The organism is Glycomyces tarimensis (assembly GCF_054776215.1).
The window spans coordinates 267,842-279,298 of sequence record NZ_BAAHCB010000005.1; the positions used below are offsets into that span (position 1 = coordinate 267,842).

Genomic DNA, 11,457 nt, shown 5'->3' on the forward strand with positions numbered 1-11,457 from the left:
GCTCGAAGCTCACCGCGTTCATCCGCTCCGTCTCCGACGCGGTCAAGGTCGACGAGGACTTCAACGTCGTCGAGACCGGCATCGAGTTCATGCACCTGCGCAGCGACGACATCGTCTTCCTCACCACGCCGAACCTCGGCACCGACAACAACGGCGAGTCCATTGTCGTCTACGACGAGGAGACCGCCTCCGGCCTGTGGGACGCCCTGCGCGAGGACACCGTCGCCGAGTGGATGGCGGCCAACCCCGAGGCCGCCGGCCAGAGCGACGAGGAGTGAGGGCCCGCCGCCTCGAGCGGCTGGGTCTCACCCGCAACGGCATCGGCGCGTCCCGTGTGGTCACCGTGCCGTCTGATTCGTGGCCGAATGCGTGCGCACGATGGGGCTGAAGTGGCTGATCCCGAACTGCGCCATGAGGTCAGACGGTCGTACCATGAGTGGAACGTTCCTAGACGAAGAGGTTGTGCCGATGAGTGAAGAACCTGTCACCGTCCCCGGCGAAGACCCGCCGTACACTCCCGAGTTCGACATCAGCAAGCCCTCCATCGCGCGCATCTACGACGCGACGCTCGGTGGCAAAGACAACTTCGCGGTCGACCGCGAAGGAGCGACCATCATCGAGCAGTACGTGCCCGAAATCCGCCGAGCCAGCCAGGACAATCGCCTCGGGCTCGTGAAGGGCGTGCGGTACGTGGCGCGCCAGGGCATCGACCAGTTCCTCGACATCGGCGCCGGCCTGCCCACCATGGAGAACACCCACCAGGTGGCCCAGGCGATCAATCCGGACGCGAAGGTCGTCTACGTCGACAACGACCCGATCGTGCTGGCGCACGGCCGGGCGCTGCTGGCGGACAACGACTCGACGACGATCGTCACCGCGGACCTGCGCGACCCTCAGAGCATTCTGAATCACCCCGACGTGCGGAAGAAGCTCGACTTCGACCGCCCGATCGGCCTGATGGTCGTCGGCCTCCTGATGCACTTCCACCGCGACGAACACCCCGGCGAGTGGATCAAGGTCCTGCTCGACGCCTGCCCGAGCGGGTCCTACCTGCACATCACCGACTTCGCCGACACCGGCTATCCCGAGCAGGCGGCGATGGAGAAGTCCTGCATCCAGGCCATGGGCAACGGATGGATCCGCACGCCCGAGGAGATCGAGGCGCACTTCCAGGGACTGCCGCTGGTGGAGCCGGGCGTGGAATACCCTGCCCGCTGGTTCCCCGGAGAACCCGACAGAGAGGTCCCGGCGGTCGAGGACCTCGAAGAATGGCAGCGGATCATCATGGCCGGCGTCGCCCGCAAGCCCTAGCACTCCGCATACGCAAGGCGCGCGGCTCGGCCGCGCGCCTTGCTTCGTGTCCCTTGAACGAGTGAAACTCATGCGTCGCACCGAACGGTGCGACATCACGCTCAGTAGTGGTCGTTGAGGATCTCGCGCAGGATGTCGGGGGTCTGAGCGGGCTGGGCGGCCTGCACGCACAGGTGCTCCATGGCCGCCTGATAGGCGTCGACCTCGTCGTCGCGGTCGAGATACAGGCCGGAGGTGAGGTGTTCGAGGTAGATGACGTCCTTGAGGTCCTCGGAGGCGAATCGCAGCCAGGTGAACGGGGCGCCGGCTCCGGAGTGCGCGCCGCTGGAGAAGCGGACGATCTGGATCTGCACGTTCGGCATGTCGCAGGCCTCGATGAGCGCCTTGATCTGTTCGCGCATCACCTGCCGGCCGCCGAACGGCCGGTGCAGCGCGGCCTCGTCGATCACCGTCCAGAAGAAGGGCGGGTCGTCCTTGGTGAGGATGTCCTGGCGTGAGATGCGCACGTTGACCCGGTCGTCGATCTCCTGGAGCGGCGTGTGGCCGAAGCCGAGCATGAGGAGCGCCCGCGCGTATTCACGGGTCTGGAGGAGCCCCGGGATGAGCTGGACCTCGTACGCGCGGATCTGGGATGCCGCGCTCTCGAGGTCGAGATAGGCGCTGAACCAGTTGGGGAGCGCGTCGCCGTAGCGGTGCCACCAGCCGGGTTGATTGGCCTCTTTGACCAGTGCGAGCAGACGGTCGATCTCGGACTGGTCCTCGATGCCGTACATGTGCAGCAGGTCTTCGACATCGCGGACCTTGAAGCCCACGCGTCCGAGCTCCATGCGGCTGATCTTCGATTCGGAGGAACGGATCTCGTATCCGGCCTGGTCGCGCGTGATGCCCTTGGCTTCGCGCAGGCGGCGTAGGTAGCCGCCCATGATCATGCGCAGCGCGGTGGGTCCACCGGCGTTGCCTCCGACCGGGGGCGATGTGCTCATGCCTCTCACCTCCAGACGGTCACTGGAGAGGCGCCAACGACGAAATGCTCACCCTGACAGGGTAGCCGGAGGGCCTTTCCTGTCAGGGCGAGCGTACGTCCGGGCCGAAGGCCTTGCGGCCGCTACGCGATCAGATTGTCGAATTCGCCATCCTTGGCGCCTTCGATGAGCGCCTCGATCTCGGCGACCGTGTAGACGAGGGCGGGGCCCTCGGGGTCGCGTGAGTTGCGGACCGCGATCTCCTGCCGACCGGGAAGGGCGGCGAGCTCCACGCAGTTGCCGCCGTTCGGTCCGCTGCGGCTGCTCTTCTGCCAGCTGATCGACGAGGGTAGTTCCCCCGCGGGGATGCCGTTGCGTGCGTTGTCCATCGAAATTCCTTCCACCAATGGCCGGCGAACCGACCGGTATCTCGATCTATCGGTGACCTGCGCCCGGACCCCGAAGCGAACCGCGGTAGCGGTGGCCGCTGCCCTGGCGACGCGTGCCGGCCATACGGCCGCCACGCGTGCAAAAGCCACGTACCGGGTGTTTCAGACGTTCCCTTTGCCGGTCTAGGACAGTGTTACACATTACAGACAGTCACCTGCACGCGCCTATTCCCGCGCAGATGCACGTGCATCTGCCCCGTGTGAATGCATGCTAGGATGAATGTGATACTGCACATAGACATGTTCAGTTCGGGTATGCGATCGTGATCGCAGACTCAAACAACCGACGTTCGGCGCGATGCTCGGTGGGGACCCGTCCAAGGGGTCGTGTGATGCGGCTCCTTGGACGGCAACCGCCTTCGTGTCCAAGCGTCCTGAATCGCACAACCGGATCTCGCTAAGTCGTTGCAGAACCAGGCTGGGGCGCACCCTGGCCGGTCTTGATCGTCGCCCGGAGAGGGGTTGGGTGCCATGGTGGAACGTCTTCAGACGCAGACGTTGCTACAGGCAGCCGCGGCAGGCAAGCTGCGGAGCTCTATGTGCCAGCAGGTCATGGCGATCGAGTACGACAGGAACGGCCAGGCGATATACCGGTGCGCGCCCTCGTGCGGCAAGCACTTCGCCGACGCGGCGCAGGTGCAGGCGGGGCTGCTGTGGCACTACCGAGGCCGCAGCGTGGGCAAGCTCTACGGGCTGCCCGACGAGGAGATCGTGGACGAGATGTTCGCCGCCCTCCAGCTGGCCTGGGTACGCGACGGCGATATCTACACCGCGCGCTTCCGATAGCCACGGAAGCCCGCGGGACGCAGACTTTGCTCTGTTTGGTGGGAAGACTCGGGGAGGCCGGTGGGGGCCTCCCCGAGCTCTACAGGGGCAAGGTTCAACATCGCAACAGCCCGAGGGCCGCCGGGAACACAGGGCCGTGCGAAAGGCTCGCAAGCGTCGCCGCGCACGGATGACCTGCAAGTTTACCAGCCATCGTCCTCCAAGGGAACAGTCCCTCCCGCGATGAGTGGCACTCGGAAGTCATGGCCACACCAGCGATCACGGAATTCAAGGCGTTGCGGCGCTCTGCGCTGGGCTGCTTCGCGCCGAAAAGAAACCCGGCCCGCGACCTTGCCCTGGAGCGCACTCCAGGTCCTAGTGTTCCGAACATGACAACACCGCAGCACAAGATCGATTCCGGATTCGGATACCGCAGCACCGCCGCCGAAGTCCTGGACGGCGTCGACCTCTCGGGCAGGCTCGCCGTCGTCACCGGCGGCTACTCCGGCCTGGGCCTCGAGACCACCCGCGCCCTCGCCGGCGCCGGAGCGCACGTCGTCGTCCCCGCCCGGCGCCGCGACGTCGCCCAGAAGGCCCTGGCGGGCACCGACAGCATCGAGATCGACGAACTCGACCTGGCCGACCTCGACAGCGTCCGCGCCTTCGCCGCGCGCCTGCTCAACGCCGGCCGTTCCATCGACATGCTCGTCGACAGCGCCGGCGTCATGGCCTGCCCCGAGACTCGCGTCGGCCCCGGCTGGGAGCTCCAGTTCGCGACCAACCACCTCGGACACTTCGCCTTGGCGAACCTCCTGTGGCCGCTGCTCGACGGCGGCGCCCGCGTGGTGTCGGTCGCCTCCGGCGGCCATCGCAACTGCGCGATCCGCTGGGACGACCCGCATTTCGAGACCGGCTACGACCGCTGGCTGGCCTACGGCCAGTCCAAGACCGCGAACGTGCTCTTCGCCGTCGAGCTCGACCGGCTCGGCCGGGATTCGGGCGTGCGGGCCTTCACGCTGGATCCGGGGCCGATCAAGACCCCGCTCCAGCGGCACCTGACCTTCGAGGAGCAGCGCGAGGCCGGCTGGCTCGACGAGGAGGGCAATGCCGTCGACTGGTTCAAGACCCCCGAGCAGGGCGCCGCGACCCAGACTTGGGCCGCGGCCTCCCCGCAGCTCGACGGCAAAGGCGGCGTCTACCTCCAGGACTGCGACATCGCCGAGGTCTCCGAGGACGACTCGCCCGGCGTCCGCCCCTACGCCATCGACCCCGAGCAGGCCGGACGCCTCTGGCGGCTCTCGGCCGACCTGACCGGAGCCGACGCGTTCAAGTAGGCCGCCGCCGGCAGCGATTCAGCGAGGTCCGTTCGGTGCACCGCCGACCGAAAACCGGAGATTTGCCCTTCGTTGGCATGCCCAGGAGCGGTATGCTTATTGATCACCGGCTATGCATTCGGGAGGTCGTCGTGCAGATAGGTGACATACTGCGGTCGAAGGGGTCTGCCGTGATCACCATCGGTCCGGAGGAGTCCGTGCGGACCCTGCTGGCCAAGCTGGCCGAGCACAACGTCGGCGCGCTGATCGTGAGCGCGGACGGCCTCGCCGTCGACGGCATCGTCTCGGAGCGGGACGTGGTCAGGGGGTTGCACGCGCATCCCGGCCTGCTCGACGCGCCCGTCTCGCGGATCATGACCCAGGACGTGCACACGTGCGGCTTGGACGACTCGATCGAGAACCTGATGGTGCTGATGACCGACGAGCGCGTCCGGCACGTCCCCGTCATCACCGACGAAGGGGCCATCACCGGCATCGTGAGCATCGGCGACGTCGTGAAGGGCCGCATCGGCCAGCTCGAGTTCGAGAAGCTCCAGCTCGAGGGCTACATCTCCGGCGCGGGCTGACCGCGACACTCGACCTCGACGGTCCCCGACCGCAAACGCCTGGTGAAGGGTGGTTCCTGCCGGTGTCGCCGGGTGGTGCGCGCGCCCATAGGAACGGCCCGGACCACAAGGTCCGGGCCGTCGTGCTCGCCGTAGTCCGACTTGCTTCACGCAGTGCCGTTCGATCCGGCCGGTCGGGTCAAGGGCCCGGCTGATGCGGAACGGCGGCCGGTCGCTTAACCCCGGAGAGCTTCATGCTCTCGACCTCACCAGTGTCCTTGTTGGGCACGCCGGGCTGAAGTACCAGCCTGATGTGGTGGGTGTGGGCGCCGCTTCGCTCGGTGTCGGCGTCGCCCTTCAAGAACGCCACATTCACCCCTCCACCGCCGCTCGTGCGCTTCCCGAGCTCAAGCGTCAACTCCAGCTCGATTTCCTTGACACCGAGGCCGATCTGGTCCGGACCGTTTCCTATGTCCTGATACATCACATGGTGCCCCCGGCAGGATTCGAACCTGCGACGCACGGTTTAGGAAACCGACGCTCTATCCCCTGAGCTACGGGGGCGACGGAAGAAGAGTCTATCCGATCCGACCCGCGTGCTCGCTCAGCGGTTCGCTCACGGCCCGAGCTGGACGACGCTGCGGATCTCCGCCGCCGCCAGCCGCGCCGCCTCCGCCGCGTCGTCGTCCGGCTGCTGCTGCGAGCGCCGCTCCGCCTCCACCCGCCGCAGGTACACCTCCACCTCCCGGGCCCGGCGCGCCTCGTCCCAGCCCAGGACCTCCCCGGCGAGCGCCGCCGCGTCCATCGCCGCGCGCGTTCCCCGGTCGACCGACTCGATCGACAGCCGCAGCCGCCTCGCCAGCACATCGTCCAGATGCAGCGCCCCCTCGGCCCGCGCCGCGTAGACCACCTCCGCGCGCAGGTAGTCGCTCGTGCCCGGCAGCCGCCGGCCCAGCTGCGGCTGCTCCAAGCCGAGCCGCAGCAGTTGCGGCGCGAGGTTCCCGTAGCGGCGCAGCAGGTGCTCCACGGTGTGCACCGGCGCCTTGAACCGCTTCGCCAGCGCCTCCCGGCGGGACCAATAGCTGTCGAACCCGTCCGCTCCCAGCAGCGGCAGCATGTGGGTGCCGCCGGCCGGCACGTCGCGGTCCAGCCGCCGGGCCGCCCGGTCCACCGCGTCACGCGCCATCACCCGGTACGTCGTCAACTTCCCGCCCGCCACGAAGAACAGGCCCTCCTCGGCCTCCACCACCGCGTGCGTGCGGCTCAGCTTCGACGTCTCCTCGGTCTCCCCGCGCAGCAGCGGCCGCAGCCCCGCGTACACGCCCTCCACCATGCTCACGTCCAGGCGCTTGCGCAGCACCTCGCTGGCCTGGTGCAGCAGGTACGCCACGTCCCCGGCGGAAGCGGCCGGGTGCGCCAGGTCGAGCTTCCAGTCCGTGTCCGTCGTGCCGATGATCCAATGTCCGTCCCACGGGATGATGAACAGGACACTCCACTTCGTCCTCGTGATGATCCCGGCGTTGCCTTCGATCGCCTCCCGCGGCAGCACCAGGTGCACGCCCTTCGACGCGTGCACCGCCATCCCCGTGCGCTCGGGCAGCATCCGCGCCAGATCGTCGCTCCACACCCCGGCCGCGCTGATCACCGTCGACGCCCGGACGCGGTGGCGCTCACCGCTCTCCACGTCGAGGACCTCCGCGCCCGTGATCCGACCGCCCTCGCGCACGAACCCCAGCGCCTGCGCCGAGGGCACCACCGCCGCGCCCAGCGCGGCGGCCGTCCGCGCCAGCGCCACCACCAGGCGCGCGTCGTCGACCTGCCCGTCGTAGTAGCGAATCGAGCCGCGGACCTCCTCCGACAGATCGGGGAAGGCCAGGTGCGTCGCCGCCTTGCCCAGATGCCGGTGCCACGGCATGCCCCTCCCCGCTGAGCCGATCGCCGATGCCAGAGCGTCGTACGCCGCCACCCCCGCGCCGTAGTACAGCCGCTCCCACACGTCCCGCAGCGGCAACAGGAACGGCACCGGACGGACCAGGTGCGGCGCCAACCGCTCGGCCAGCAGATCGCGCTCGGTCAGCGCCTCGCGCACCAGCCCCAGTTCGAGCTGCTCCAGGTAGCGCAGGCCGCCGTGCACCAGCTTCGACGACCGCGACGACGTCCCCGACGCCAGGTCCCGCGCCTCCACCAGCGCCACCCGCAGTCCTCGGCTCGCCGCGTCCACCGCCGCGCCCGCGCCGGTCGCCCCGCCCCCGATCACGAGGACGTCGAACGACTCCCGTCGGAATCGCTCCAGATCGGAGCGTCGGCGCTCCGGAGAGAGCCGACCGGACTGCGAGCGGGTCCAAGCGGTGAGCATGCGCATACCGCAACGATAGTCAACTTGGCCTGACCTGGGGATGCATCGACCACAGAGAGTTTCGGTACGGTAGAGGGGTGGCCCCTTCCCCCCGATGGAGTCTGCGACGACTCACCGCGTTCGCCCAGCGCATCGAAGACCGGCTCACCGTTCCTGTGGTGATCGCGGTCCTCGCCTCCGTGCCCGCGGTGTTCCTCACCATCTGGTCCAACGGCGAATACGCCGTCGCCGGCAAGATCCTCGGCTGGGCCGCCGGCTCGGTCCTGTGGGCCGAGACGATCATCCTGCTGCTCGCCGCCGAGCACAAGCGCAAGTGGCTCATGCGCCACAAGTGGCTGCTGCTGGTCTGCGCGCTCACGCTCGTCAGCCTCATCCTCGCCGCCGGCGGGGGCCAGATCCTCCGGCTCATCACCACCATCGGCTCCATCCGGGTCCTGCGCGCCAAGCGCATCATCGACGGCGCGCAGATTCTCAACCGCCGCTTCGGGCTCGACCTGTGGTGGCGTTCGGCGCTGTTCAGCCTCGCCGGCATCATCGCCGCGGTCTTCGTGGCCGTCGTCCTGGCCGACCCCACCTCCGAGTACCTCAAGCTCGTCTCGTGGTTCGACCACAACCTCAGGATCGTCCCGATCCTCGTGGCGGGCAGCATCCTCGCCTTCGCCACCTGGCTCGTCATGCGCGGGCGCGCTGAAGAAGAGGAGGAGGAAGAGGAATGACGTAGGGTCGGGCCTGTGGATACCGACGTCATCACCTTGTCCGGGCTGAAGGTGCACGGCCGCCACGGCGTGTTCGACCACGAACGGGAAGTGGGGCAGGACTTCATCGTCGACGTCGCCCTCGCCACCTCGACCGTCCGCGCCGCCGCCACCGACGACCTCCAGCACACCATCGACTACGGCGGCCTCGCCGACGACCTCGCCGACATCGTCGCCGGCGAGCCGTGCAACCTCATCGAGACCCTCGCCGAACGCCTCGCCGCCGCCTGCCTGCGCGACGAACGCGTCCAGCGCGCCACCGTCACCGTCCACAAACCCCAGGCGCCCATCGCGCAGCACTTCGCCGACGTCTCGGTGACCATCGAACGGAATCGCACATGAGCCGCGTCGTCCTGAGCCTCGGCTCCAACCTCGGCGACCGCGAGGCCACCCTGGCCGCCGCCGTCGCGGCGATCCGGCCGGACACCGTCTCCGACCTCTACGAGACCCCGCCGTGGGGCGACGCCGACCAGCCGGCCTACTACAACCTCACCGCCATCGCCACCGATCCGGCGCGGGGCCCCGACGAATGGCTCGGGCTCGCCCAAGAGCTCGAGGCCGGCGCCGGACGCGTCCGCGACCCCGAGCGGCCCTACGGCCCCCGCACCCTGGACGTCGACCTCGTCGCCGTCTGGGACGACGAGGGCCGGCCCGTCCACCGGGCCGAGCCCCGCCTCGAACTGCCCCATCCGCGTGCCCACCTGCGCGCCTTCGTCCTCGTGCCGTGGCTCGCCGTCGATCGCGACGCCGAGCTGCCCGGCCGCGGTCGCGTCCGGGAACTGCTGCGTGACGGAGGGTTGGCCGCGGATGCGCGTGCGTTGCGCAGGCTCCACCCGATATGGTCAGAGCATCATGAGTGACGACAAGCACGGTCCCCGGCCGAGCCTGCGGCCGACAGCCCCGTCCACCCTGGCGGTGAGCGCGCTCGCCGGCGGCGCATTGACGCTGCTCCTCGTCGCCCGCTACTACCAGCAAGCACCCGAACTCGCCTGGTACAACTCCGCGGCCATCCTCGCGCTCGCAGCACTGCTCGCCTGGATGGCCTGGAACACGAAGAAGACGCTGAACCCGAGCGCGCGGCAGGGCCGCGCGCAGGCCACCGAGCGGTCCGGACCCATGGCGCAAGCCGGGACCGTCCGGGGGCCCGAACACGCGCTCCAGATCGCCAGGTCCGCCGTCCTCGCCAAGGCCGCCGCCATCAGCGGCTCCGCGTTCTTCGGCGCCTACCTGGGATTCACCATCTGGCTCGCGGTCCAGAGCGACCGGCTCCAAGCCGCGTCGGACGACCTGCCGGGGGCCATCTTCGGCACCGTCTCGTGCGCGGCGCTGACCGCCACCGCGCTGTGGCTGGAGTACTCCTGCCGCATTCCCCCGTCGCCAGAGGACGACGACGACCGGTCGCCTGGATAGCCGAACCCTCCCCGGTTCCCTCCCCATCCGGTACATCCGCATACATTGCGCGTTATGAGGTGCGCTACATGAAGTTTGACACCCCAAGTCGAAGCCACGATCGCGTTTCGACCTCATCGTCGGACGTCATCTCCGATCCGCCGGCCGATCGCATGGCCGTCCACGTGGTCTGGGAGATCGGGCTGCTCCTGCTGGGCGGCGGCGTCCTGTTCGCGCTCACGCAATCCGCCTCCGGGCCGTTCAACGACGGCTCCTGGAGCGGCTTCATGGCCGCGCTCACGCCGTTGCTCCTGGCCGCCTCGGCCGCGGCGATCTCGCTGCGCGTCGGCGCCGTCAACCTCGCCGTCGGACCGGTCGCGCTGCTGTCGGCGTGGATCTTCGTCGACGCCTCCAGCTCCGGCACCATGGTCGCCCTCGGCATGGCCATGGGCGTCGCCGTGGTCGCCGGCATCGCGCTCGCGGTGCTGTGCACGTGGCTGCGCGTGCCCGGGTGGGCCGCCAGCGGCGCGCTCGGGGGCGCCGTCGGCCTGTGGTCGGGCACCGTGGAGGAGCCGGCCGAGTTCCTGCTCGCGGAGCTGCCCGACACCGGCGTGCTGGCGGCCCTGGCCGCGGCGGCCGGCCTGTCGATGTTCCTCGGGCTCGTGGGCGCCTTCGCCGGCGTGCGCGAGCGCCTCACGCCGATCCGCGAGAGCCCGCCGGGCGAGCGGCACGGCAGGGGAGGGCTCGTCTTCTTCGGCCTGCTGCTGTCCACGACCATGGCAGGAGCGGCCGGCGTCCTCGCCGCATGGACGGGCGTCCCGGAATTCGGCCCGGCCGCACTGCCGGACCCGATCCTGCTGTCGGCCATAGCGGTCGGCGCCGCGCTCCTCGGCGGGACGAGCCTGCTCGGCCGGCGCGGCGGCGTGTGCGGCACCGTGTTCGCCGCGGCGCTGCTGCTGGCGTCCATGTGGCTCGCCGAGTCGCGCGGCTGGGACTTCGACCCCAGCTGGATCGCCCTCGCCGCCGTCGTCGCCGGATTCCTCGTCACCCGCTTCGTCGAGGCCATGAACACCCCCGACGAGGAGGAGATCGCCTCGTCGAGCCGGGCCGGAGCCGTCGACGACCTCCGTGACGACGAGCCCGTGGTGCCGCAGCAGCGCTCCGAGGAGTACGAGGAGTACGACGAGGATCTCGCGGCGGTCGGCAGCGGCGGCGACCCTTGGGCCACCACCGGGAGCATGCCGCGCGTCGGCGCCGACCCGTTCGGCGCGTCCGGCGCCTTCGACGACCTGCGCGAATCGCGCCCCGGCGACGGCTATGAGGCTCCGGGCGGCGCTCGATACGACGACACCGAACGGCGATTCCTCCGCTGAAGCCCTATTTCGACCGATACCTCCCCTGACCTCCACCACCTAGGATCGCCTCAATGACCTACATACCCCCTGAACGCAACGAGGGCGGCGAGCAGGCAGCCGACCAGACGCAGCAGCTCGCCGTCGCACCGGGCGCCCTGCCGAGCGTCGGCAACGGCGACCTCGGCGGGCAGGCGGCCCCGTTCCGGCCCGAGGCCCAGCCGGGCGTGCCGTACGAG

Annotated in this window: 13 protein-coding genes, 1 tRNA gene and 1 pseudogene; 10 read left to right on the top strand and 5 right to left on the bottom strand. The window is 69.3% G+C overall.

Annotation, left to right across the window (positions count from 1 at the left end; genetic code table 11):
• Together ACYVK3_RS06820 and ACYVK3_RS06825 are read left to right on the top strand one after the other, a co-directional pair.
• Window positions 1–278 (top strand): annotated as a pseudogene (locus ACYVK3_RS06820) (LCP family glycopolymer transferase); the annotation flags it as partial.
• Between the two features lie 190 nt (window positions 279–468).
• The gene (locus tag ACYVK3_RS06825) at window positions 469–1,311 is read left to right on the top strand and encodes a class I SAM-dependent methyltransferase (protein ID WP_460496536.1); all 843 of its coding nucleotides are present in this window, start codon (window positions 469–471) and stop codon (window positions 1,309–1,311) included.
• Between the two features lie 101 nt (window positions 1,312–1,412).
• Here the strand turns inward: ACYVK3_RS06825 and ACYVK3_RS06830 are convergent, their stop codons facing one another.
• Both ACYVK3_RS06830 and ACYVK3_RS06835 read right to left on the bottom strand, forming a co-directional pair.
• Window positions 1,413–2,294, bottom strand: coding sequence for a helix-turn-helix domain-containing protein (locus tag ACYVK3_RS06830; RefSeq protein WP_460496537.1), 882 nt, complete (start codon window positions 2,292–2,294; stop codon window positions 1,413–1,415).
• Window positions 2,295–2,416: 122 nt separating this feature from the next.
• Window positions 2,417–2,662, bottom strand: a complete 246-nt coding sequence (locus tag ACYVK3_RS06835) for a DUF397 domain-containing protein (RefSeq protein ID WP_460496538.1) — start codon at window positions 2,660–2,662, stop codon at window positions 2,417–2,419.
• 597 nt (window positions 2,663–3,259) lie between these two features.
• Between ACYVK3_RS06835 and ACYVK3_RS06840 the strand changes: the two genes are divergently transcribed.
• From ACYVK3_RS06840 to ACYVK3_RS06850, 3 genes are all read left to right on the top strand, one after another.
• Window positions 3,260–3,508, top strand: a complete 249-nt coding sequence (locus ACYVK3_RS06840) for a hypothetical protein (protein WP_460496539.1) — start codon at window positions 3,260–3,262, stop codon at window positions 3,506–3,508.
• A gap of 368 nt (window positions 3,509–3,876) precedes the next feature.
• The gene (locus tag ACYVK3_RS06845; protein ID WP_460496540.1) at window positions 3,877–4,821 is read left to right on the top strand and encodes an SDR family NAD(P)-dependent oxidoreductase; all 945 of its coding nucleotides are present in this window, start codon (window positions 3,877–3,879) and stop codon (window positions 4,819–4,821) included.
• Between the two features lie 131 nt (window positions 4,822–4,952).
• Window positions 4,953–5,387: a CBS domain-containing protein gene (locus ACYVK3_RS06850; protein ID WP_460496541.1), complete on the top strand. Its 435-nt coding sequence runs from the start codon at window positions 4,953–4,955 to the stop codon at window positions 5,385–5,387.
• Window positions 5,388–5,565: 178 nt separating this feature from the next.
• Here the strand turns inward: ACYVK3_RS06850 and ACYVK3_RS06855 are convergent, their stop codons facing one another.
• The 3 genes from ACYVK3_RS06855 to ACYVK3_RS06865 all read right to left on the bottom strand — a co-directional run bounded on the left by ACYVK3_RS06855 (window position 5,566) and on the right by ACYVK3_RS06865 (window position 7,728).
• Entirely contained in the window at window positions 5,566–5,850 is a 285-nt protein-coding gene (locus ACYVK3_RS06855) for a trypco2 family protein (RefSeq protein ID WP_460496971.1), read from the bottom strand.
• 4 nt (window positions 5,851–5,854) lie between these two features.
• Window positions 5,855–5,930 (bottom strand) — tRNA-Arg (locus ACYVK3_RS06860).
• Between the two features lie 52 nt (window positions 5,931–5,982).
• Window positions 5,983–7,728 (bottom strand): glycerol-3-phosphate dehydrogenase/oxidase, encoded by a 1,746-nt coding sequence (locus tag ACYVK3_RS06865; RefSeq protein ID WP_460496542.1) that lies wholly within the window; start codon window positions 7,726–7,728, stop codon window positions 5,983–5,985.
• 71 nt (window positions 7,729–7,799) lie between these two features.
• Between ACYVK3_RS06865 and ACYVK3_RS06870 the strand changes: the two genes are divergently transcribed.
• The 5 genes from ACYVK3_RS06870 to ACYVK3_RS06890 all read left to right on the top strand — a co-directional run bounded on the left by ACYVK3_RS06870 (window position 7,800) and on the right by ACYVK3_RS06890 (window position 11,239).
• A complete protein-coding gene (locus ACYVK3_RS06870) occupies window positions 7,800–8,438 on the top strand; it encodes a hypothetical protein (RefSeq protein ID WP_460496543.1) in 639 nt (212 codons plus the stop codon).
• A 15-nt stretch (window positions 8,439–8,453) separates the two neighbouring features.
• Window positions 8,454–8,819: a dihydroneopterin aldolase gene (gene folB, locus ACYVK3_RS06875; RefSeq protein ID WP_460496544.1), complete on the top strand. Its 366-nt coding sequence runs from the start codon at window positions 8,454–8,456 to the stop codon at window positions 8,817–8,819.
• The gene (gene folK, locus ACYVK3_RS06880; protein WP_460496545.1) at window positions 8,816–9,337 is read left to right on the top strand and encodes a 2-amino-4-hydroxy-6-hydroxymethyldihydropteridine diphosphokinase; all 522 of its coding nucleotides are present in this window, start codon (window positions 8,816–8,818) and stop codon (window positions 9,335–9,337) included. The genes folB and folK overlap by 4 nt, the downstream gene beginning before the upstream one ends.
• On the top strand, window positions 9,330–9,887 hold the full coding sequence (locus tag ACYVK3_RS06885; RefSeq protein WP_460496546.1) for a DUF3180 domain-containing protein: 558 nt from the start codon (window positions 9,330–9,332) through the stop codon (window positions 9,885–9,887). Before folK ends, ACYVK3_RS06885 begins: the two co-directional genes overlap by 8 nt.
• Before the next feature lie 68 nt (window positions 9,888–9,955).
• Window positions 9,956–11,239, top strand: a complete 1,284-nt coding sequence (locus tag ACYVK3_RS06890) for an ABC transporter permease (RefSeq protein WP_460496547.1) — start codon at window positions 9,956–9,958, stop codon at window positions 11,237–11,239.
• The last annotated feature ends 218 nt before the right edge of the window (window positions 11,240–11,457 follow it).